The sequence below is a fragment of the Sphingomonas sp. STIS6.2 genome, from assembly GCF_000732685.2.
GTDB classification, from domain to species: Bacteria; Pseudomonadota; Alphaproteobacteria; order Sphingomonadales; family Sphingomonadaceae; genus Sphingomonas; species Sphingomonas aerolata.
In genome coordinates, this window is sequence record NZ_JPDP02000160.1 from 238667 (window position 1) to 261907 (window position 23241).

Here is a 23241-nt window from a genome sequence, read left to right on the forward strand (position 1 = left end):
CGTCGGGCATTCGTTGTCTTAGTGCAACGAGGGAGACCGCATGACGATCGAAGTGGCTGAACAACCGAAGGTAACGGTGGTGGAGACGATGCCGGACCGGCTGGCATTGCCGGTCTGGACGCTGATCGCACCCGGCCTGGGGCTCGTCGCGGTGCTCTTCGGCCTTGCCAAGATGGGGTCGATCGGGACGGCGGCGGCGATCGTGGTGCTGATCGCCAGCGTGCTCGCCGCGGTTCACCATGCCGAGGTCATCGCGCACAAGGTCGGCGAGCCGTTCGGCACGCTCGTGCTCGCGATCGCGGTGACGGTGATCGAGGTGTCGCTGATTGTGTCGCTCATGCTGTCGGATGCCGGGGACGCCGCGGCGCTCGCGCGCGACACGGTGTTCGCCGCGATCATGATCATCCTCAACTTCATCATCGGGCTCTGCCTGCTCGCGGGCGCGGTGCGACATCACGAACAGCGTTTCACGTTGAAGGGGATGAGCGCGGCGCTGGGCGTACTGGCGGCGATGTCGGTGCTGTCGCTCATCCTGCCCAACTACACCTCGTCGACGACCGGGCCGACCTATGCGCCGTCGCAGCTGGTGTTCGTCGCGATCGTCTCGCTGGTGCTCTACGGTACGTTCGTGCTGGTCCAGACGGTCCGGCATCGCGACTATTTCCTGCCCTCCGCCGAGGACCTTGAGACACACGCGCACGCCGCCCCGCCATCACAGCGCGCGACGGGAATCGCGTTCGGCATGCTGCTCGCGGCTCTGGTGTCGGTCGTCCTGCTTGCCAAGACGCTGTCACCGACGATCGAGGCCGCCGTGCTCGGCGCGGGCCTGCCGCTCGCAGTCGTCGGGGTGGTGATCGCCGCGCTGGTGCTCGCGCCCGAGAGCCTCGCCGCGTACAAGGCGGCGCGGCGCAACCGGTTGCAGACCAGCCTCAATCTTGCACTGGGCTCCGCGCTGGCGACGATCGGGCTGACGATTCCGAGCGTCGCGATCGTCTCACTCGTGCTCGACCTGCCGCTTGCGCTGGGGATCGACGCCAAGGGGATGACGCTGCTCGCGCTGTCGCTTTTCGTGGCGACGCTGTCGCTCGGCACCGGACGCACGACCGTGCTGCAGGGCGTCCTCCACCTCGTGATCTTCGCCGCCTATCTGTTCACGACGGTCGTGCCCTAGGGGCGCTTATCCGTTACCCACTCCGTCATCCTGACTTTCTTCAGGATGACGGCTGGGGTGGTATCCGCGAGTGACTTGCATTAGCATCGCCTCAGCGGGTTTCGACCCAATAAGCGGGAGAGCGGATGTGAAGACGGCATGGATGGGCGCGGCGATGCTCGCGCTGATGGCAGCAGGCGCGGCGGATGCGCATGAAGTGTGGATCGAGCGCGACGGGGCAGGACCCGCGCGGATCTATCTCGGTGAGCCCGCCGAACCGATGCCCGCGGGCGGCGATCCCGAATTCGCGAATCTGAAGGCCCCGCGAATCGTCGCGCCCGCCGCGCCTGCGCTTGTCCGCAAGGCCGGGTTCCTCGAGGCGCAGCTGCCCGCGGGTGACGTGCATGTCTGGGACGATGACGTGTTCGCGCCCTGGGGCGATCCGGGCAAGCGCGAGGGCATCATCTATTATGCGCGCGCCGGTCGTGCCGATCCGCGCACCAAACTGCCGTTCGAGATCGCACCCGCGACCGCGAACGGGACGCGCTTCGTCCTGACGCGCGAGGGGAAGCCGGTCGCGGGCGCGAAGGTCACGCTGATCTCGCCGACGCGCGTCTCGACCGAGCTGGTCACCGATGACGCAGGTGCGATCACGCCGCCGCTCGTCGAGAAGGGCCGCTATCTGCTGTCCGCCGGCGCCAAGGATGTCACCGAGCACAGCCTGCCGCGCGGGCCCGTGACGACGCTCCACCGGATCACGACGACCAGCTTCACGCTCCCCTAAAAACGCGCGCCGGCTTCGCCGCCGGTCGCGTCAGCGCGGGCGCTGCCGGGCGGCGAGCGCGATGCCCGCCGCGATCTGGACGACAGCATAGAGACGGCGGCGGCGCGGGCGGTCGACGAACGGCTGGACCAGCGCCTCGGTGCCGAGCGCGTCCTCCTTCCACAGATCGACGTGGCGCCGCGGCTGGAGCAGCCCGAGCAGCCCGTCGCCGACCATGAAGATCGCCGCCATCTCCGCGGCGCGGGCGGGCCACGGGTTCTCCTGCGCACGCAGGAGCCCAGGGTCAGGCGCGCCGACGCTCGTGACTCCTGGGCCGCCGCCTTCAAGGGGGAACGGATCGGTCATTGCGGTTTCGCCTTCGCTGCCTGTGCGGATTTCCATGCGGCCACCTCCTCGAGCGCGATGCTCCGGCGCAGGACCAGCGCATCGGGGTCGATCACGATGTGCGCGCCCTTCGGCACGGCGAGCGTCGCGGTGCCGGTGGTCATCGGCAGCGTCCGCGTCTTGCCGTCGACCTGCACCTCGACCGGTAGCGGGAACCGGCCATTGCCCGGCACTTTCCACGCCAGCGTCAGCGTGGTGCTGGTACGTGTCTCGATCAGCTCGGGCAGCGCCGCCTGGCGGAGATACACGTCGAAGAACCAGCCATAATCCTTGCCGGTGACGCGGCGGACGATCGCCTCATACTCCTTGGTCGAGCCGAAGCGGGGGGTGAAGTTGCCGGGCTTCGGATCGGGGCGGCCATAGACCGCGCGGCGCGTCACGTCGAAAAAGGCGGTGTCCCCGATCAGGTTGCGCAGCGTGTGCAGCATCCACGACCCCTTGTTGTAGATGTCCTGCCCGGCGCCGCCCTTGTCGAGCTCGTACACCTCCTCCTCGGTGGAGATCCGCTGCTGGGTCATCGGCCTGCGGTTCATGATCGCCCCGCGCTCACCCTGCAGCATCGTCGCATAGCGCGCGCGCCCCTCGCGCCACTGGCCGTAGAGCGGCTGCATGTAGGTGCCATAGCCCTCGTGCAGCCAGTAATCGTCCCAGTTGGCGGCGGTCAGCTGGTTGCCGAACCATTCATGCGCGAACTCGTGCTGGAACAGCCAGTCGAACCCCTCGGGTGCCTTGGCATAGTCGTTGCCGTACGCGTTGATCGTCTGGTGCTCCATGCCCTTGTGCGGGGTCTCGACGACGCCGAGCTTCTCGTCGCCGAACGGGTAGGGGCCGATCATGCTCTCGAAGAAGTCGAGCGTCGGGGCGAATTCGGCGAACAGCTTTTCCGCCTGCGGCTTCTCGCCCGGCAGATACCAGTAGAACATCGGAATGCTGTTGCCGAAGCGGCTCTTGTAGGTGCCGCGGACCTCCTCATACGGCCCGACGTTGAGCGCGATGCCATAGGTGTTGGGGTGCTTGGCGCGCCAGTTCCAGGTGGTGCGGCCATCGGCGAACGTGTCGACGCCGACCAGCACGCCGTTCGACGGCGCCTTCAGCCCCTTGGGCACGGTGATGTGAAGATCGACCAGCGCAGGCTCGCCGGTCGGGAAATCGAGGCACGGCCAGAACAGGTCGCAGCCATAGCCCTCCGCGGTGGTCGCGAACCAGGTGCGCCCGTCGGGGGTCTTCGACCAGACCATGCCATCGTCCCACGGCGCCTTCACCGCGACATGCGGCGTGCCCCCATAGGTGATCGTCGCGGTCACCTTCCCGCCCGCCGGCACCGGCCGGGGCAGCGTGATGGTCAGCCGCCCCTCCGGATTGGTCCAGGCGGAGGCGGGCAGCGCGACGCCGTCGATCGCGATGGCGCTCACCGGCAGGTTGCGGTCGAGATCGATCGGCAGCCGCGCGACCGGCGCCCGCGCGGTGAAGCGCAGCGTCGCGACGCCGTTCAGCCGCTGCGCATCGGGCAGCACCTCGAAGGCGAGATCGGCATGGTCGAACTGCAGCGCGGTCTGTTCGGGGGTGAGCGCGCCCCCCGAACGCTGCGTCTGCGCGGTGATCGCGGGTTCGCCCTTGCGCGGCAGCTGCGCGGAGACCGGGGGGATGGCGAGCAGCGCGGTGCAGCTGGCGGCGAGAAGGAGGCGCGGGATCATGCGGCGCGTTGTTGCGCGGCGGTCGGATCGATACAAGAGCGATAGGCGCACCCGTGATAGGACGGCAAGGTGTGACGGAGTCCCGGACCGTGTGTGGGGGCGCTTCGGCGATTACGTAGCCCGGCGATTGATGGATCCGCCATCCTCACCATATAATGAGCTGACGCCGACCTTGTTCGGTCCGGTACCGGAGCTTGCATGACCCACTATCCCGTTCTTCCGCTACGCGACATCGTCGTGTTTCCGCACATGATCGTTCCGCTGTTCGTCGGCCGCGAGAAATCGGTCGCGGCGCTCGAGGCGGCGATGGCGGCAGAAAAGGAGATCTTCCTGGTCGCGCAGCTCGACCCGGCCGAGGACGATCCCGCGCGCGACGATCTCTACACGATGGGCGTGACCGCGACCGTCCTCCAGCTGCTGAAACTGCCCGACGGCACGGTGCGCGTGCTGGTCGAGGGCAAGGTCCGCGCGACGCTCGAGACGCTCGACGAAAGCGGCGACTTCCTTACCGCCGAAGTTGCGACGGTCGCCGATGCCGAGGTCGAGGGTCCCGAGATCGCGGCGCTGATGCGTTCGGTCGTCGACCAGTTCGAGAACTACGCCAAGCTCAACCGCAAGCTGCCCGCCGAGACCGCGACCCAGCTGTCCGAGATCACCGAAGCCGCCCGGCTGTCCGATGCCGTCGTTGCCAACATTCAGATCAAGGTCGCCGACAAGCAGGCGATGCTGATGCAGACCGACCCCGCCAAGCGCCTCGAAATGGCGTTTGCGGCGATGGAGGGCGAGCTCGGCGTCCTGCAGGTCGAGAAGAAGATCAAGAGCCGCGTCAAGCGCCAGATGGAAAAGACGCAGCGCGAATATTACCTCAACGAGCAGTTGAAGGCGATCCAGCGCGAGCTCGGTAACGAGGGTGACGAAGGCGAAGGCGACGAGATCGCCGAGCTGACTCAAAAGATCGCGACGCTCAAGATGAGCAAGGAAGCGCGCTCCAAGGCGACCGCCGAGCTCAAGAAGCTGAAGACGATGGCGCCGATGAGCGCCGAGGCGACCGTCGTGCGCAATTATCTCGACGTGCTGCTCGGGCTTCCCTGGGGCAAGAAGTCGAAGATCAAGAAGGACATCTCGGCGGCACAGGCGGTGCTCGACGAGGATCATTATGCGCTCGAGAAGGTCAAGGACCGGATCATCGAATATCTTGCCGTCCAGGCGCGCACCAACAAGCTGAAGGGGCCGATCCTGTGCCTCGTCGGCCCGCCGGGCGTCGGCAAGACCTCGCTCGGCAAGTCGATCGCCAAGGCGACGGGTCGCGAGTTCATCCGCCAGTCGCTGGGCGGCGTGCGTGACGAAGCCGAGATCCGCGGGCATCGCCGCACCTATATCGGCTCGCTGCCGGGCAAGATCGTCACCAACCTGAAAAAGGCGGGGGCGTCGAACCCGCTGTTCCTGCTCGACGAGATCGACAAGCTCGGCCAGGATTTCCGCGGTGATCCGGCGTCGGCGCTGCTCGAGGTGCTCGACCCCGAACAGAACGGCAAGTTCCAGGATCATTATCTGGAGATCGACCTCGATCTGTCGGACGTGATGTTCGTGACGACCGCGAACACGCTCAACCTGCCTCAGGCGCTGCTCGACCGGATGGAGATCATCCGTCTCGAGGGCTATACCGAGGACGAGAAGGTCGAGATCGCCGAGCGGCATCTGATCGCCAAGCAGATCGAGGCGCATGGCCTGAAGGACGGCGAGTTCGTCCTGACGCAGGAGGGGCTGCGTACGCTGATCCAGCAGTACACCCGCGAGGCGGGCGTGCGTACGCTCGAGCGCGAGATCGCCAAGCTGGCGCGCAAGGCGCTGCGCCGGATCCTCGAGGGCAAGGCGACGAGCGTGACGATCACGCCCGACAACATCGCCGAATTCGCGGGCGTGCAGAAATATCGCCACGGCCTGTCCGAGACGGAGAATCAGATCGGCGCGGTCACCGGGCTCGCCTGGACCGAGGTCGGCGGCGAATTGCTGACGATCGAAAGCGTCACCGTGTCGGGCAAGGGCGCGGCGAAGCTGACGGGGACGCTCGGCGACGTGATGAAGGAGTCGATCGAGACCGCGTTCAGCTACGTCAAGGCGCGTGCGCCGAGCTATGGCATCAAGCCGTCGCTGTTCAACCGCAAGGACATCCACATCCATCTGCCGGAAGGCGCGACGCCCAAGGACGGACCGTCGGCGGGTGTCGGGATCGTCACGTCGATCGTCTCGACGATGACCGGCGTGCCGGTCCGGCGCGAGGTGGCGATGACCGGCGAGGTGACGCTGCGCGGTCGCGTGCTGCCGATCGGCGGGCTGAAGGAGAAGCTGCTCGCGGCGCTGCGCGGCGGGATCACCACCGTGCTCATCCCGCAAGAGAATGAAAAGGACCTCGCGGACATCCCGGCGAACATCAAGGAGGGGCTGAAGATCATCCCCGTCAGCCATGTCGACGAGGTGTTGCGGCTTGCCCTGACCGAGCCGCTCGAGGCGATCGAGTGGACCGACGCGGACGAACTGGCGGCATTGCCGCCCGCGCCGATCCCGCCGGTCGGGGGTGGTCTTCACCACTGAGCGCATCCGGCGCGGTATTTCGCCGCGTCACGATGGCCGTTACCGAACCGCGCGGTTAGAGCGTCGCGCGGCGGTTTCGTTTGACAGCAGACGATACCGCCGCGTTACTGCCTGGAGATTGGCGCCGCGATTCCATCGCTGCCGATTCGGTATTTGTTTGGGGGATTAACTGTATGAACAAGCAGGAACTGATCGCGACGGTCGCGGACACGTCGGGGCTGGTCAAGGGCGATGCGGTCAAGGCCGTCGAAGCCGTTTTCGACGCGATTTCGGCCGCGCTGAAAAAGGGCGAGGAAGTCCGGCTGGTGGGGTTCGGCACCTTCTCGGTCTCGAAGCGCAAGGCCTCGACGGGACGCAACCCGCGCACCGGCGAGCCGATGACGATCAAGGCGTCGACCCAGCCCAAGTTCAAGGCGGGCAAGGGGCTGAAGGATTCGGTCAACTGATCGACCGATCATGACCGACAGGGCTGGACAGTGCGGCACGCCGCGCTTAAAGGCCCGTTTCCGAACCAGTTTCGGGCGCGTAGCTCAGCGGTAGAGCACACCCTTCACACGGGTGGGGTCACAGGTTCAATCCCTGTCGCGCCCACCAGATTTACGCCGGTCCTCTCCATTGCGAGCGGGCCGGCGTTTCTGTTTTCGGGGTTCTTTCAGTGCCTTAGTCGATCTTTGGTGTCTCTGTGATCGACTGCGTGAATGTACTAGATCGGCATTCTGCATTTCACGCTGCGCCGCAGCATCCCATATATGATGCGTCGCACAATTCTAAGGAGCTACCCCATGTCGATCATCGGCACCCAGCTGAAGCCGTTCACCACCCAGGCCTATCGCCAGGGCAAGTTCATCGAGGTGTCGGACGCCGACGTCACGGGCAAGTGGGCGGTCTTCTTCTTCTACCCGGCCGATTTCACGTTCGTCTGCCCGACCGAGCTCGAGGATCTGGCCGACAATTATGCCGCGTTCCAGAAGATGGGCGTCGAGGTCTACAGCGTGTCGACCGACACCCACTTCTCGCACAAGGCCTGGCACGACACCTCGCCGGCGATCGGCAAGATCGATTACACGATGCTGGGCGATCCGTCGGGCACCATCACGCGCAACTTCGACGTGATGCGCGAAGGCCAGGGCCTGGCCGATCGTGGCACCTTCGTCGTCGATCCGCAGGGCGTGATCCAGCTCATGGAAATCACCTCGGAAGGCGTCGGCCGCAACGCGATGGAGCTACTCCGCAAGGTCAAGGCCGCGCAGTATATCGCAGCGCACCCCGGCGAGGTCTGCCCCGCCAAGTGGGAAGAGGGTGAGACCACGCTCGCCCCGTCGCTCGATCTCGTCGGCAAGATCTGAGTCACTGACGGAGCCGGTCGCCCGGCTTCGTCACCCAAGGGGAAGGGGTTCGCTCCTTCCCCGGCCTGCCGGACTTCGGTCTGGCAGCCACCCTGCCGCATGACGCCCCGATGTCGTGCGGCATGGTGGACCCCGGACCCGGTCCGGGGTGACGATTTTCGCGACGGCAGCCTGCCGCGCGTCCCTTTCACCAGACAGGAGAGCGTCCGTGCTCGATGTGAACCTTACCGCGCAGCTCAAGACCTATCTGGCGAATATCGTCCAGCCGATCGAACTCGTCGCCTCGCTCGACGACGGCGCGAAGTCGCGCGAGCTTGAGGGCCTGCTGACCGAGATCGCGGCGCTGTCCGATTCGGTGACGATGGTCCGCAAGGACGACGACAAGCGCCGCCCGTCCTTCATGATCCGCCGCGCCGGGACCGATATCGGCGTGCGCTTCGCCGGCATCCCGATGGGGCATGAGTTCACTTCGCTGGTGCTCGCATTGCTGCAGGTCGGCGGGCATCCGTCGAAGCTGACGCAGGAGGTGATCGAGCAGGTCCGCGGGCTCGACGGCGATTTCGCGTTCGAGACCTATTTCTCGCTCAGCTGCCAGAACTGCCCAGAGGTGGTCCAGGCGCTGAACCTGATGAGCGTGATCAACCCGCGGATCAGCCATGTCGCGATCGAGGGCGGCGTGTTCCAGGACGAGGTCACGAACCGCAACATCCTGTCGGTGCCGGCGATCTTCCTCAACGGCGAGCCGTTCGCGCAAGGCCGGATGAGCGTCGAGCAGGTCGTCGCGAAGCTCGACACGGGCAGCACCGCGCGCGCGGCGGAGAAGATCGCGGGCAAGGATCCGTTCGACGTGCTCGTCGTCGGTGGCGGCCCCGCCGGCGCGGCAGCGGCGATCTACGCTGCGCGAAAGGGCATCCGCACCGGCATCGCCGCCGAGCGCTTCGGCGGTCAGGTGCTCGACACCATGTCGATCGAGAATTTCATCTCGGTCGCGCATACCGAGGGGCCAAAGCTCGTCGCGCACATGGAGCAGCATGTCGCCGAATATGGCGTCGACGTGATGAACCTGCAGACCGCGAGCAAGCTGATTCCTGCGACCCAGGTCGGCGGCCTGCACGAGGTGGAGCTTGCGAGCGGCGCGTCGCTGAAGGCGCGGACCGTGATCCTGTCGACCGGCGCGCGCTGGCGCCAGATGAACGTGCCGGGCGAGGAGGCGTATCGCAACAAGGGCGTGACCTATTGCCCGCATTGCGACGGCCCGCTGTTCAAGGGCAAGCGCGTCGCGGTGATCGGCGGCGGCAATAGCGGCGTCGAGGCGGCGATCGACCTGGCGGGCCTCGTCGCGCATGTCACGCTGATCGAGTTCGACAGCGACCTGCGTGCGGACGCGGTGCTCCAGCGCAAGCTCGCCAGCCTGCCCAACGTCAAGGTCGTCACCTCGGCGATGACCACCGAGGTGCTCGGCGACGGCAAGCAGGTGACGGGGCTCAGCTACAAGGATCGCAACCACGACACGCTGCATCAGGTCGAGCTCGAGGGGATCTTCGTGCAGATCGGGCTGGTGCCGAACACTGAATGGCTGACCGACACGGTCGCGCTGACGATGCGCGGCGAGATCGAGGTCGATCATCGCGGCGAGACGTCGATCCCCGGCGTGTTCGCGGGCGGCGACGTGACGACGGTGCCGTTCAAGCAGATCGTGATCGCGATGGGCGAAGGCTCGAAGGCGGCGCTGGCGGCATTCGACTACATGATCCGGCTCGCGCCCGAAGAGCAGGACGCGCTCGCAGCCTGAGGGCGGGGGGCTGCACCCCCGTCTGTCATCCGGGACTCAGGGTCACGCGCGCTGGCGTCCGTGGCTCTGGATCCTGACTTTCGTCAGGATGACGGTGTGTGGGGTAAGCGTCACCCGCCTCCGTCATCCTGGACTTGATCCAGGATCCAGAGTTGCGGGCGTCAGCGTTCGTGGCTCTGGGTCCTCGCGTTCGTCCGGATGACGGTAAGGCGAGGCGCCGACCGAAAATCCCGGCGGCACAAAAGAAAAAGGCCGGGGAAATCCCCGGCCGTTTCCTCACTTCTTCTTGGCTTTGCGCGCCGCATATTTGGCGTCGCGGAGCGCTTTCTTGTCGGCGTCGGACATTTGCGACTTGGCTTCGGCTTCGAGCGCACGGGCTGCGGCTTCGGCAGCAGCGGCCTTCTTGGCGGCCTTGGCCTCCTCTTCGGCATCGCGCTTGGCCTGGCGCTTGGCGCGCTCGGCCTCCTCCTTGGCGGCGCGGGCGGCGGCGCGCTCGGCGGCGACCGCCGGATCGATCGCAGGCTTGGCGCGCAGTTTCTCGAGCGCCTTCAGCTTCGCGTCGTTTGCAGAGGCGGTACGTTCCTGAAAACCGGGGTCCTTGAAAGAGGCCATACTCGTCGAAAATTCCTGTAATCGCGGTGAAATCCGCGGGATTGCCCGGATAAGGGCCTTGCTAGCGTCCGTGCCCCTTAAATCATTGTGCCGCGCAGCGAAAGCGGGGTGATGCACCCCGGGCCCCCGCGATACCGTCCGTCGTCGTCCCGCCCCGGCTCAACGCGCGCATCTCCGCCCGGGTGTCACATTGCTGAAACACCGCCGTCATCCGGCCGTCATCGAAACCGCATCTCGCTGTCATCTACGCCGCCTAACCGCCGTTGAGAGATCGGCAGGGGGACCCGAGTCGATCCACGCAATCAATGATCGACCGGGAGTTCCGTGAATGACCAGCTTCAAGCGCATCGGCCTTATCCTGCTGACCAGCACCGCCTGTGCGGCGCTGTCGGCATGCGGAGGCGCGGACAGCGTCGCGTCGCCGGGTGCGGGCACCATCGTGATCCCGCCGGCAACGCCGACCCCGACGCCGACCCCCACGCCGACGCCGACGCCCAGCGCGATCACCGCGGCACAGTTCGCCGCCCCGACCACGGTCAACACCATCACGATCACGCCTGACGAGCAGCTCGCGGTCGTCAACGCCGGCACGAACAACAATGTCAGCGGCGTCAGCACCGGCCTGAACGGGCTGTATCCGACCTCGGCGACGTCGCTCACCACGCCGATGGATCCGTCGACGCTCAACAGCTTCTTCACCAGCACGAACTTCGTCGGCGCGCTCAACGGCCCGACCGACACCGCGTTCCAGGGCTGGACCTGCAACTCGACCTCGGCCGAATTCGGCGGCTCGGGCGCACGCTGCACCGCGGTGCCTTCGGTCGGCGCGGTCACCGCGACGAGCGTCTGCCCGACCGGCACGACCGATGACGGCCTGGTCGCGACGTTCCGCGCCTGCCGTCTGCCGACCGTGATCAGCGGCACGCTGACGCTGCCGAAGATCGCCGGCGTCTTCTATCGCCTGCGCGGCCAGACCGAGATCGGCACCGATGTCGGCACGACCGGTGCGGACAATGGCGCGATCCTCAACATCGAGGCCGGCGTCGTGATCGCCGCGGATTCGAGCGAGACGACCAACGACCTGCTGATCGTCAACCGCGGGTCGAAGATCAACGCGGTCGGCACCGCCACCGCGCCGATCGTCTTCACCTCGCAGCAGAACCTGGCGTCGAACGGCGTCAGCGACGCGACGCAGGGCCAGTGGGGCGGGATCGTCATGCTCGGCCGCGCACCGGTCGCGGTCTGCGCCACCGGCACCGGCCCGAACAATGCCGCCGGCAGCAGCACGACCTGCCAGCAGGCGATCGAGGGTGTCACCGGGCGCTTCTATGGTGGCCCGACGGCCGCCGACAGCAGCGGCACGATGCAGTACGTCCAGATCCGCTACAGCGGCATCGCGATCAGCGACGGCAACGAGCTGCAGGGCCTGACGCTCGGCGGCACCGGCTCGGGCACCACGCTCAACCACATCCAAAGCCACAATTCGGCGGATGACGGCATCGAGATCTTCGGCGGCACGAGCAACCTGAAGTATATCGCGATCACCGGCGCGGACGATGACGGCTTCGATATCGACAATGGCTATCGCGGCTTCATCCAGTTCATGATCGCCGCCCAGCGCACGCTCGGTGCGACCGCCGACTCCTTCTCGACCGAGATTGATTCGAACAATGCCGAGGACCTGCTGCCGCGCACGTTCGGCCGCTACGCCAACTTCACCTTCATCCAGACGGCGCTGGCCCCGGCCGCGATCCGCCTGCGTGGTGGTGCGGACATGACCTTCGTCAACGGCGTGGTGAAGACCCCGGCGAACGTCGCCTGCGTCAACATGATCGCGGGCGAACAGACGACGGGCGGCCGCACCACGGTCCGGCCGGCGGATGCCGCGCTGCAGGACGTCGGACCGCCGGCGTTCAGCTCGGTCTACTTCGCCTGCCAGGGCCGCTGAGGCGGGCGCGATCTGAATGCGCCGTGATGCCGGGGCGGTCCTTGGGGGACCGTCCCGGCATTCGCCTATGAATTTACGAATCAGGATTACAGGCCATGTCCAAGCGCCGCGCCTACGGAACACTGCTCCTCCTCACCTCGACGCTGGTCGCGCCCGCCGCGCTCGCGCAGACCGCGCCCGCGCCGGCCGCACCGCCGCGGCCCGCCGCAACGCCGCAGGCCGAGGCGGACCAGACCAATGCCGCGACGCCGGGCACGTCGGCCCAGGAGCAGGCCACACCGCAGGCCGCACCCGAAGCCGGCGTCGAGGTGTCGAGCCCCGGCTATGACGCCGCGGCGGGCGAGGACATCGTCGTCGTCGGGCGCAACATCCCGAACACCGTGCGCGCGACCGCGCAGATCGTCTCGGTGCTGTCGAGCGCGGACATTGCGCGGACGGGCGAGGGCGACATCGCTGGCGCACTGACGCGCGTCACCGGCCTCAGCGTCGTCGGCGGCGGCTTCGTCTATGTCCGCGGCCTCGGCGATCGCTATTCGTCGTCGCTGCTCAACGGTTCGCCCTTGCCGAGCCCAGAGCCGCTGCGCCGCTCGGTCCCGCTCGACATCTTCCCGACCGCGATCGTCGGCTCGGCGCTGGTCCAGAAGACCTATTCGGTGAACTATCCCGGCGAATTCGGCGGCGGCGTGATCAACCTCACGACCAAGGCGATCCCCGAGAAGAACTTCCTGAGCATCGGCGGGTCGATTTCCGCCGACACCGTGACGACCAGCGAGCTCGGCTATACCTATTATGGCGGCGATGCGGACTGGATCGGCTTCGACGACGGCGCGCGCAAGGTGCCCGCCTTCATCAAGAACGCGCCCGGCGGCACCGGGATCATCCCGACCGACCAGGTCGCGCAGCTGACCAACGCGAATACGACGCTGCTCCAGCGCAACAACCAGTTGCCGGCCAACTGGTCGGGCGAGCTGAGCGGCGGATCGGTGTTCGACTTCGGCTCCGACCGGCTGGGCATCATCGCGTCGCTGAGCGCGAGCAACACCTTCCGCACGCGCTCGTCGACTCAGCAGGATTCGGTGTCGACCGACGGCACGCTGCGCAACGATTTCCAGACGCTGCTGACCGACAACCGGATCGTCACCAACGCGCTGATCGGGCTCGGTTACGAGTTCGGCCCGAACACGATCCGCTCGACCACCGTCTATATCCACGACACGCTGAAGCAGGCGCGCGGCTCGTCGGCGACCGTCTACAACAATTCGAGCGGGCTGCGTTTCCAGCAGAACACCAACTGGTTCGAACGCCAGCTGTTCGAGAGCCAGCTGGTCGGCGAATTCAAGCTGACCGACGCGCTGAAATTCGACGCGCGCGGCGCCTATGCCAATTCGAAGCGCAACGCGCCGTACGAGCGGCAGTTCGACTATCTGTGCTCGGCAACCACCACGACCGGCCTGCCGATCAGCGTCGAGGCGCCCAATGGCTCGGACGGCGCGCAGTGCAACGGCGCGTACCAGGTAACCCAGCGCTTCACGCCGTTCGCCTCGATCATCTTCAGTGAACTGAACGAGGATCTCTACACCGGGCAGGGCGACCTGTCGTACAAGCTCGACACCGAGCGGCCGATGACGCTGTCGACCGGCTATTTCTACTCGGACACGAAGCGCAATTCGACGCGCCTCCAGTTCAACTATCAGACCGCCGCGGGCGGCGGCACCGCGCCGGGCTATCCGTATAATCTGCTCCGGCCCGACTATCTGCTCGGGATCGATTCGCTCAACGCGAACCAGATCCAGCTGCAGTTCAGCACGCCGCTCGGCGCCTATGCCTATGACGCGTCGCTGCGCATCCATGCGGGCTATGTCCAGGCCGAGGCCGAGGCGACCGACGGCGTCCGCGCGACGATCGGCGTCCGCTACGAGACCGCCGAGGAGCAGGTGACGCCGATCGGCACGACGACGACGCGGCTGAAGAACGATTATTTCCTGCCCGCCGCGACGCTCACCTACAACTTCGCGAACAACATGCAGCTGCGTGCGAGCGCGTCGAAGACGATCTCGCGCCCGCAGTTCCGCGAGCTCGCGCCGCAGCAGTTCCGCGATCCCGAATCGGATCGTCTGTTCTTCGGCAACCCGCTGCTGAAGGACTCGGAGCTCTACAATCTCGAGGGCCGCTACGAGTGGTTCTTCGCGCGCGACCAGCGCTTCACGCTCGGCGGCTTCTACAAGGAGATCAAGAACCCGGTCGAGCAGGTCGGCTTCTACACCGGCGCGGACGACCGGTTGCAGACCGGCTTCACCAACCTGCCGGAGGCGACGCTGTACGGCGCCGAGGTCGAGCTCCAGAAATATTTCGACCTCGATTTCCTCAATTCCGACTTCTTCGCGACGCGCCGTGCGCTGTTCATCGCCAACTACACCTATTCGAAGTCGTCGATCACCGCGGACAATAGCTGCGTCCCGAACGTGCTCAACCAGACGCTCGGCGGGTGCCAGGCGGGCTTCGGTCCGGCCTCGCTCCAGTTCCGCGACGGCGCGTCGCTGACCGGCCAGTCGGATCATCTGGTCAACGTCCAGGTCGGGCTCGAGGATACGGCGTCGCTGTCGGCGATCACGCTGTTGTTCAACTATGCCAGCAACCGCGTGACCAACCGCGGCCCGTCGAACCTCAGCGGCGTCGGCTTCCAGCCCGACATCATCGAAAAGCCCGGCATCCGCCTCGACCTGGTCGCACGGCAGGGCTTCGAACTCGTCGGCGGCAAATGGGAGCTGAAGGCCGAAGCGCGTAACCTGACCGGCACGCGGTTCCAGGAAGGCCAGACCTTCGACAACGGCGCTCAGGTGTTCATCAACCGCTACAATCTGGGCCGGGTGTTCACGCTGGGGCTGAGCACGACGTTCTGAGGTCGGGCGGCGGCGGGCTGGGCCGGGGGGGGGGCCTGCCACCGGCCCGTCATCCCAGCGAAGGCTGGGATCCAGAGTTCCAAAGGACGGCGCTGCTCGGCTCTGGATCCTGGGTCGAGCCCAGGATGACGGATGAGTGGGGTGAGCGGTTCATCTGCCACCCCACCGTCATCCCGGCGAACGCCGGGACCCAGGGTCACGGGCGGACCGCTGCGTGGCTCCGCATCCCGGGTCGAGCCCGGGATACCGGGGTAGGGGCAGCTACCCCCAGGGGCGCTCGCGGTACCATTTCGTGATGACGTATTTGACGCCGCTGCGGACCTTCATGCCGTGGTGGAGCGTCGCGGGGTTGGGCGTGCCGTCGGGCCGGCGGTTGTTCCAGGCGAGCAGTTTGCCGGTCTCGGGCTGGACGATCTTGTCGATCGCCTTGAACCGCGTCGCGCCGCCCGCCTCGGGCTGGTTGAGATAGACCATCACGGTCCAGGTGCGATTGCCCGCGACGCTGCAATAGCGGTCATAGTCGACACCGGTCGGCTCGAAATAATCGGTATGGCCCTTGAACTCCTGCCCCACCGCATAACGCTGCCCCTGGAGCGGTTCGCCATAGATGCCGTCGAGCCCGGTCAGCGCGGCGATCCGCGCCTCGACATCGATCACCACCGGATCGGCGGGGTCGAGGTCGCCCGTCTCGCTCGTCCGGTAGCTCGCGTCGCCGTTCGAATCGGAGATCGTCGACGGGCGGCGGACGGCGTCGATCCGTTCGAGAAGCGCGGCGCACAGCGCGGGCGGCAGGAAGCCGCGGTTGAGGAAGAGCGTCAGCTTGGGGCTCGGTACGCGCTGGACGCCCGGGGCCGCGGTCAGCCGCGCGACGACCGGCTCGGCGGGCAGGCCGCTGCCGAGCGAGACCGGAGACGGGGCGGGCGGCGTGTCGGTGGAGGGCGTGACCATGATGCTGTTTTGCCGGGCAATCCGCGCTTGCGCCAGCGCGGCATAAATCTATCACCAGATTGACGCGTAACTGTAACATGGCATGCCTAGCGCCATTGGGGGCGCCAATGGCGGCGGCACCGCGTCGGGAGGGGGTTCGCTCATGCGATTGACGATCGACGCACGTGCGCGCCGTATCCTGCGGCGGCTGCCCGTGATCACGGTATATTCCGCCGCCGAGCTCGCGCTGATGGCGGGGCTGGCGGTACAATGCGCACGGCTGATCTGGGTCGCGGTGGCGCCGGTGACGCCGCTCGGCGCGTGGCGCCCGGCAGCGATCGCACCCGCGGGGGCGAACGGCGACATCCTGCGCAGCTTCGATCCGTTCTTCCGGCTGGGCGCGCCCGCCGGTGCCGGACCCGCGACAGTCACCGCGTTGCAGCTGACCCTGTTCGGGACGCGGATCGACGATGCGACGGGTCGAAGCTCGGCGATCATTGCGGGCGCGGACAATGTCCAGACTAGCATCGTCGTCGGCGAGGAGATCCAGCCCGGTGTCCGGCTGAAGGCGGTCGCGTTCGACCATGTCACGATCGATCGCGGCGGCGTCGACGAGGACCTGTTCCTCGACCAGTCCGACGCGGTCGCGCCGGTATCCCCGACCGGCGCAGCGCCGGGTGCAGCGCCACCGCCGGGCGGCGCGGGCATCGCGATCGGCCAGTTGCGCAGCGAGATCGGTTTCATCCCGCGGATCGACGGCGGCCGCGTCAGCGGCCTGACGGTCCGGTCGCAGGGCTCGGGCAACGCCTTCCGCCAGGCGGGGCTGCGCGACGGCGACATCGTCACCTCGATCGGCGGGCGTCCCGTCACCGGGCCGGGCGATCTCGACCGCATCGCCGCCGATTTCGCGCAGGGCGGCAACGTGCCCATCACCGTCGAACGCGGCAAGGACACGCTGCCGCTCGCCATCACGATCGCACCCCCGCAATGATCTCCGGCATGACTCTCGCTTCCCTTCCCCTTTCCAAGACCAAGGCTGCAATGAAGAATCTGGTTTTCGCCTCGGTCCTTGCTCCGGTGCTGGCGCTGACGCTGGCGGCGGAAGCGCGCGCGCAGACGACGCTCAACGTCCGCGACGCCGATATCCGCGCGTTCATCGCCGATGCCGCCAAGGTCACGGGGCGCACCTTCATCATCGACAACCGGGTGTCGGGCAAGGTGACCGTCGTCACCGACCGGCCGCTCAGCCGGTCCGAATATTTCGAGGTGTTCCTCTCCACGCTGCGCGCCAACGGGCTGGTCGCGGTGCCGACCTCGAACGGGGCGTTCCGCGTCCAGCCGCTCGACAATGCGGCGTCGCAGCCGAGCCGGATCGGCGTCGCGGGGGCGGCGCGCAACAGCTATGTCACCGAGATCATCCGGCTGCGCGCGACCGATGCGGCGAGCGCGGTCGACACCGTTCGGCCGCTGGTCAGCGCGCAGGGGTCGGTCACCGCGAACCGCGGCGGCAACAGCCTGGTGGTCGTCGATTTCGCCGACAATATCCGCCGTATCCGCGAGGTCATCCGCCGGGTCGACACCGACACCTCGTCGACGCGCGTCGTCGCGCTCAAGAATGCGAGCGCGCGCGACATCGCGACCGCGCTGCAGGGCCTGATCGGCACCGGCGGGGCCGCGGGTGGCGCGCAGGGCGGCGGCGCGGGATCGGGGCCGACCGCGTCGGTGGTCGCGGTCGAGGGATCGAACGCGGTCGCGCTGCGCGGCGATCCGACCACGGTCGCGCGACTGGCACAGGTCGCCGCCGACCTAGACCAGAAGGCGCGCAACGGGACCGAGATCAAGGTCGTGTTCCTCGAAAACGCCGACGCCGAGCAATTGCTGCCGGTGCTGCAGGAACTGGTCGGCCAGACCCCGACCCAGCCGAGCAGCCAGCCGCTGTCGCGCTCCAATTTCGGCGCGAACAGCAGCGGCGGTGGCAGCAATGGCGGCGGATCGGGCTTTGGCGGCACCCAGCAGGCGCAGGTCAGCCAGCCGGTCCAGTCGAGCGGCGGATCGTCGGGATCGGGCTCTGGCCAGCCCGCGATCACCGCCGCGGGGGGCCGCACCGCCGCGGTCGTCACGCGCTTCATCGGCGCCAACGCGATCGTCATCGCCGCGCCCGCCGAGATCCAGCGTCAGCTTGCCGAGGTGGTCCGCCAGCTCGACACGCGCCGCGAACAGGTGCTGGTCGAGGCGATCGTCGCCGAGGTCTCGGACACGACCGCACGGACGCTGGGTGCGCAGTTCATCGTCGGCGATCCCAGCGGCGGCGCGTTCGGCGCGTCGACCTTCTCGAATTCCGCGCCGAACATCCTGCAGATCGCGGGCGCGATCGGCGCGACGCAGCTCAACACCTCGACCACGACGACGACGAACACCGACGGCAGCACGACGGTGACGCGCAACACCAGCAGCGCGGCCGACACGCTGCAGCAATCGGCGATCAGCTCGATCCTCGCCGCCACCGGCGGGTTCGGCGGGTTCGGCGGCAAGATCGGCAGCACCTTCTTTGGCGCGATCATCAACGCGGTGAAGAGCGACACGACGTCGAACCTGCTTCAGGTCCCGCACCTCGTCACGCTCGACAACCAGGAGGCGCACAGCCTGGTCGGGCAGGAGATCCCGATCACCACGGGGCAGGCGCTGTCGAACAATTTCGACAACGCGTTCCGCACCACGCAGCGCCAGAATGTCGGCATCGAGCTGACCGTGCGGCCGCAGGTGAATTCGAGCGGGACGGTCAAGCTCAACCTGCGGCTCGAGGTCAGCTCGATCGCCGGTCCGGTGTCGAGCGACAATAGCGACCTGATCCTCAACAAGCGCGAGGTCGAGACGGTGCGGACCGTCGACGACGGCCAGATCGCGGTGATCAGCGGCCTGCTCGACGACAACGAGCGCCGGACGATCGAGAAGATCCCGCTGCTCGGCGACCTGCCGGTGCTCGGCCACCTGTTCACGTCGAAGGCGAAGCAGCGGTCGAAGACCAATTTGATGATCTTCATCCGGCCGACGATCCTGCGTACCGCGGGCGACAGCCGGCGGATCACCGAACAGCGTTACGGCTATCTTCGGCTGCAGCAGGGGCTCGCCGAGCCCGAGCGCGAGCCCTCGATCGACCAGCTGGTGCGCGATTACATGGGCGCGGCGCCGCCGATCCCGTCCGCGCCGATCCCCGGCAGCATCGAGGATCCGCGGATCGCGGTGCCGGTGCGCAGCACAAGCACGGTCTTCCGGCCGGTGAAGAAATGATCATCCGCGAGGGGCATGAACTGGGCGCTCTTAGCCCCTCCCCTTCAGGGGAGGGGCTTGATGTCGCGCTCCCCCAGATCACCATCCCCTACGCCTTCGCGCGCAAGTTCGGCGTCGTCGTCGACCATACCGACCCCGATTCGCCGCTCACGATCGCGATGCGCGCGGGCGCGGACCCGAAGGTGCTGCTCGAACTGCGCCGCTATCTCGGCCGCCCGTTCGCGATCGGCACGGTCGAGGCGCCCGCGTTCGACCGGCTGCTGTCCAACGTCTATGCGATGGACGGCCAGGCCAACGCGCTCGCCGCGGTCGGGATGGGCGACGAGCTGGATCTGCTCGCAGGCGACATGCCGACCGCGGAGGACCTGCTCGACACCGCCGACGACGCGCCCGCGATCCGGCTGATCAACGGAATCATCGCCGACGCCGCACGCAACGGCGTGTCCGACATCCATATCGAGCCGTACGAGACCGGGCTCGTCGTCCGGATGCGCATCGACGGCGTGCTGCGCGAGACGTTGCGCATGCCGCCCAACGTCGCGCCGGTCGTGGTCAGCCGGATCAAGGTCATGGCGCGGCTCGACATCGCCGAGCGCCGCGTGCCGCAGGACGGCCGCATGGGGCTGACTTTGGGCGGCAAGCTGCTCGACGTCCGCGTCTCGACGTTGCCGAGCCGGGCGGGCGAACGCGTCGTGCTGCGTATCCTCGACAAGGAGAATGCGGGCATCGACCTCGAGGCGCTGGGCCTGCCGCCCGCCTTGTTCGCGCTGCTGAACGAGGCGCTGAGCGAGCCGAACGGGATCATCCTCGTCACCGGCCCGACCGGTTCGGGCAAGACCACCTCGCTCTATGCCGCGCTGCGCCTGCTCAACGACGGCAGCCGCAACATCCTGACGGTCGAGGATCCGGTCGAGTACGCGGTCGACGGCGTCGGCCAGACCCAGGTCAATCCGAAGGTCGGGCTGACGTTTGCGGCGGGGCTGCGCGCGATCCTGCGTCAGGATCCCGACGTCGTGATGGTCGGAGAAATCCGCGACCGCGAGACCGCCGAGATCGCGGTGCAGGCGTCGCTGACCGGGCATCTCGTGCTGTCGACCGTCCATACCAACGACGCGATCGGCGCGATCACGCGAATGCGCGACATGAAGGTCGAAAGCTTCCTGCTCGCCTCGACGCTCCGCGCGGTGATCGCGCAGCGTCTGGTGCGGCGGCTGTGCCCGACCTGTCGCAAGGCAGTGCCCGCATCGGACACGGTCGCACCGCTGCTCGGCATCGCGCCGGACGCGGTCGTGTACGTCGCGCAAGGGTGCGACGACTGCAACCAGACCGGCTATAAGGGCCGGATCGGCGTGTTCGAGGCGGTCCGCATCGACGACACGATCCGTCGGCTGATCAACACCGACGGCGCCGAATCCGACATCACCGCGCATGCCTTTGCCAAGTCGCCGAACCTGGCGCAGTCGGCGCGCGAGCTGGTGCTGTCGGGACAGACCACGGCGGAGGAAGCGGTCCGCGTCTCGCGCCGCGACACGACCGAAGTCGTTGAGGTGGCGGCGGCATGACGTCGCGCCACACCTCCGTTCGTTTCGAGCGCAGTCGAGAAATTGGCGCCACACGCGCGGACGGTGGTTTCTCGACTTCGCTCGAAACGAACGGGATGATGCGGCAATCGGGCAACCCGCATGGCTGATTTCGACTATGTCGCGATCGACACCAAGGGCACCGAGCGCCGCGGCCATGTCGCCGCGGCGGACATCGACCTCGCGCGCGCAACGCTCGACGCGCGCAAATTCTACGTCGTCAAGATCAGCCCGGGCGCGCCGCCGCAGGCGACCAAGGGGCGGCCGCTGTTCGGGCTGCAGCTCGGCAAGCCCAAGATGTCGGGCAAGAACCTGACCTTGTTCACGCGCCAGCTCGCCACGCTCAACCGCGTGTCGCCGCTCGAGGAATCGCTGCGCACGATCACCCGCCAGACCGAGCAGGACAGCGTCCGCGCGATCGTCCAGCACGTCCATGCGGGCGTCGTCGAGGGCCGGCGGCTGGCGGATGCGATGGCGCGCGAGCCGAAAAGCTTCCCGCCGCTCTACCGCGCGATGGTCGCGGCCGGCGAGAGTTCGGGGTCGCTGCCGACGATCCTCGACCGGCTCGCGGCTTTGCTCGAACGCCAGGCGGAGATCCGCGGCAAGCTGATCACCGCGCTCGCCTATCCGTCGATCCTCGCGCTCGTCGCGATGGGGGTGGTCACCGCGCTGATGATGTTCGTCGTGCCGCAGGTGGTCGAACAGTTCGACACGGTCGGGCAGGAGCTGCCGCTGCTGACGCGGATGGTGATGGCGTTCTCGGCGTTCCTCGTCGGATACTGGTGGGTGATCGCGCTGGTCCTGCTGCTGTCGGGGCTGATTCTGTGGCGCGCGCTGAAGGATCCGGGCTTCCGGCTCGCCTTCGACAGCTGGCTGCTCAGGATCCCGATGCTCGGGCGGCTGCTGCGCGACCTGCATGCGGCGCGGATGGCGCGGACGCTGGGGACGATGGTCGCGAGCCGCTTGCCGCTGCTCGACGGGCTCAACCTGACCGCGAGCACGATCCACAACTGTCGGCTGCGGCTCGCGTCGGACCAGATCGTCGACGCGATCCGCGGCGGCGGCAGCCTGTCCGCGGCGATGCGGCGCGCGGGCGTGTTCCCGCCGCTGCTGACCTATCTCGCCGCGTCGGGCGAGGCGGCGGGGCGGCTCGACGAGATGCTCGAGCGCGCCGCCGACTATCTCGAACGCGAATTCGACCGCTTCACCGCTACCGCCCTGTCGCTGCTCGAACCGCTGATCATCGTCGTGATGGGCGGCATCGTCGCGACGATCGTGCTATCCATCCTGCTCCCGATCCTCCAGCTCAACACGCTGGCAGGCCAATGAGGTTTTGTATGCGTCCGGAAGAGAAGAAGAAGCGCCGCGAGGCCGGTTTTACGCTCGTCGAGCTGATGGTGGTCATCGTCATCATCGGCCTGCTGGCGACGATCGTCGCGCTCAACGTGCTGCCCTCGGGCGATACCGCGCGGATCCAGAAGGCGAAGGCGGATATCGCGCAGATCGAGGGCGGGCTGGAGCTCTACAAGCTGCAGAATATGACCTTTCCCAACACGTCGCAGGGGCTGAACGCACTCGTCACCGCGCCCGCCGGTCTCACGGACCCCTCGCGCTACCAGCGCGGTGGCTATCTCAAGAAGCTGCCGAACGATCCCTGGGGTCGCCCGTATCTCTATGCCTCGCCCGGCACGCATGGCGAGGCCGACGTCTGGACCTTCGGCGCCGATGGCAAGGAAGGCGGCGAGGGGATCGATGCCGATATTGGCAGCTGGCAGTAGGTCCCGGCGTCACGCCGACGCTGGCTTTACCCTGGTAGAGCTGATGGTCGTGGTGACGATCATCGGGCTCGCATCGGCGGTTGCAGTCTTCGTCATGCCCGATCCGCGCGGCCGCGTGTTCGACGAGGCGACACGGTTCGCGGCGCGGACGCGTGCGGCGCATGATTCGGCGATCGTCGAGGCACGCCCGGTCAGCGTCTGGATTACCGGCGGCGGCTATGGCTTCGACCAGCGGCTCGCGGGCGGCTGGACGCCGATCAGCGAGAAACCGATGCGCGTCGAACGCTGGAACGACGGCACGCGCGCGGTGATCGGCGATATGAGCGGGCGCGTCCGCGTGACCTTCGACCCGACCGGGCTGGTCGACCGGCCCGCGGTCGTGACGCTCAGCCGCGGCGGGGCGAACGCGACCGTCACGATCGACGCCGATGGCACCGTGCGCGCCGATGCGCGCTGAATTGCCCCG

At 67.3% G+C, this 23241-nt stretch carries 18 protein-coding genes and 1 tRNA gene; 15 read left to right on the top strand and 4 right to left on the bottom strand.

Annotated elements, in window-relative coordinates:
• Positions 1 to 40 precede the first annotated feature (40 nt).
• Complete coding sequence (locus tag sphst_RS19265; protein ID WP_197975092.1) at positions 41 to 1171, top strand: calcium:proton antiporter; 1131 nt, start codon at positions 41 to 43, stop codon at positions 1169 to 1171.
• Between the two features lie 127 nt (positions 1172 to 1298).
• On the top strand, positions 1299 to 1934 hold the full coding sequence (locus tag sphst_RS19270) for a DUF4198 domain-containing protein (RefSeq protein ID WP_234387755.1): 636 nt from the start codon (positions 1299 to 1301) through the stop codon (positions 1932 to 1934).
• 30 nt (positions 1935 to 1964) lie between these two features.
• Here sphst_RS19270 and sphst_RS21395 read toward each other — a convergent pair whose 3' ends face one another.
• Positions 1965 to 2315, bottom strand: a complete 351-nt coding sequence (locus tag sphst_RS21395; protein WP_234387756.1) for a hypothetical protein — start codon at positions 2313 to 2315, stop codon at positions 1965 to 1967.
• Positions 2276 to 4012, bottom strand: a complete 1737-nt coding sequence (locus tag sphst_RS19280) for a M1 family metallopeptidase (RefSeq protein WP_051916689.1) — start codon at positions 4010 to 4012, stop codon at positions 2276 to 2278. The genes sphst_RS21395 and sphst_RS19280 overlap by 40 nt, the downstream gene beginning before the upstream one ends.
• 198 nt (positions 4013 to 4210) lie before the next feature.
• Here sphst_RS19280 and lon point away from each other — a divergent pair, with 198 nt between their 5' ends.
• The 5 genes from lon to ahpF all read left to right on the top strand — a co-directional run bounded on the left by lon (position 4211) and on the right by ahpF (position 9742).
• Positions 4211 to 6604 (top strand): endopeptidase La, encoded by a 2394-nt coding sequence (gene lon, locus sphst_RS19285; protein ID WP_031438964.1) that lies wholly within the window; start codon positions 4211 to 4213, stop codon positions 6602 to 6604.
• Positions 6605 to 6777: 173 nt separating this feature from the next.
• The gene (locus tag sphst_RS19290; protein WP_031438963.1) at positions 6778 to 7050 is read left to right on the top strand and encodes an HU family DNA-binding protein; all 273 of its coding nucleotides are present in this window, start codon (positions 6778 to 6780) and stop codon (positions 7048 to 7050) included.
• 73 nt (positions 7051 to 7123) lie between these two features.
• A tRNA-Val gene (locus sphst_RS19295) sits at positions 7124 to 7198 on the top strand.
• A gap of 188 nt (positions 7199 to 7386) precedes the next feature.
• Complete coding sequence (ahpC, locus tag sphst_RS19300) at positions 7387 to 7950, top strand: alkyl hydroperoxide reductase subunit C (protein ID WP_031396422.1); 564 nt, start codon at positions 7387 to 7389, stop codon at positions 7948 to 7950.
• Between the two features lie 208 nt (positions 7951 to 8158).
• The gene (ahpF, locus tag sphst_RS19305) at positions 8159 to 9742 is read left to right on the top strand and encodes an alkyl hydroperoxide reductase subunit F (protein ID WP_031396423.1); all 1584 of its coding nucleotides are present in this window, start codon (positions 8159 to 8161) and stop codon (positions 9740 to 9742) included.
• A 276-nt stretch (positions 9743 to 10018) separates the two neighbouring features.
• Here ahpF and sphst_RS19310 read toward each other — a convergent pair whose 3' ends face one another.
• A complete protein-coding gene (locus tag sphst_RS19310; RefSeq protein WP_031396424.1) occupies positions 10019 to 10354 on the bottom strand; it encodes a DUF6481 family protein in 336 nt (111 codons plus the stop codon).
• A 328-nt stretch (positions 10355 to 10682) separates the two neighbouring features.
• Between sphst_RS19310 and sphst_RS19315 the strand changes: the two genes are divergently transcribed.
• Together sphst_RS19315 and sphst_RS19320 are read left to right on the top strand one after the other, a co-directional pair.
• Positions 10683 to 12302, top strand: coding sequence for a hypothetical protein (locus sphst_RS19315; protein ID WP_031438961.1), 1620 nt, complete (start codon positions 10683 to 10685; stop codon positions 12300 to 12302).
• A 95-nt stretch (positions 12303 to 12397) separates the two neighbouring features.
• Positions 12398 to 15202, top strand: coding sequence for a TonB-dependent receptor domain-containing protein (locus tag sphst_RS19320; protein ID WP_107046003.1), 2805 nt, complete (start codon positions 12398 to 12400; stop codon positions 15200 to 15202).
• Positions 15203 to 15463: 261 nt separating this feature from the next.
• Here sphst_RS19320 and sphst_RS19325 read toward each other — a convergent pair whose 3' ends face one another.
• Entirely contained in the window at positions 15464 to 16150 is a 687-nt protein-coding gene (locus sphst_RS19325) for a prolyl hydroxylase family protein (RefSeq protein WP_107046004.1), read from the bottom strand.
• A gap of 142 nt (positions 16151 to 16292) precedes the next feature.
• Here sphst_RS19325 and sphst_RS19330 point away from each other — a divergent pair, with 142 nt between their 5' ends.
• The 6 genes from sphst_RS19330 to sphst_RS19355 all read left to right on the top strand — a co-directional run bounded on the left by sphst_RS19330 (position 16293) and on the right by sphst_RS19355 (position 23232).
• The gene (locus tag sphst_RS19330; RefSeq protein WP_107046005.1) at positions 16293 to 17120 is read left to right on the top strand and encodes a type II secretion system protein N; all 828 of its coding nucleotides are present in this window, start codon (positions 16293 to 16295) and stop codon (positions 17118 to 17120) included.
• 50 nt (positions 17121 to 17170) lie between these two features.
• Positions 17171 to 19417, top strand: coding sequence for a type II secretion system secretin GspD (gene gspD, locus sphst_RS19335; RefSeq protein ID WP_107046006.1), 2247 nt, complete (start codon positions 17171 to 17173; stop codon positions 19415 to 19417).
• Positions 19414 to 20979, top strand: coding sequence for a GspE/PulE family protein (locus tag sphst_RS19340; protein ID WP_107046007.1), 1566 nt, complete (start codon positions 19414 to 19416; stop codon positions 20977 to 20979). Before gspD ends, sphst_RS19340 begins: the two co-directional genes overlap by 4 nt.
• Before the next feature lie 120 nt (positions 20980 to 21099).
• Positions 21100 to 22326: a type II secretion system inner membrane protein GspF gene (gene gspF / locus sphst_RS19345; RefSeq protein WP_107046008.1), complete on the top strand. Its 1227-nt coding sequence runs from the start codon at positions 21100 to 21102 to the stop codon at positions 22324 to 22326.
• Positions 22327 to 22334: 8 nt separating this feature from the next.
• The gene (gene gspG, locus sphst_RS19350; protein ID WP_031395041.1) at positions 22335 to 22775 is read left to right on the top strand and encodes a type II secretion system major pseudopilin GspG; all 441 of its coding nucleotides are present in this window, start codon (positions 22335 to 22337) and stop codon (positions 22773 to 22775) included.
• Complete coding sequence (locus sphst_RS19355; protein WP_081877653.1) at positions 22750 to 23232, top strand: GspH/FimT family pseudopilin; 483 nt, start codon at positions 22750 to 22752, stop codon at positions 23230 to 23232. The genes gspG and sphst_RS19355 overlap by 26 nt, the downstream gene beginning before the upstream one ends.
• The last annotated feature ends 9 nt before the right edge of the window (positions 23233 to 23241 follow it).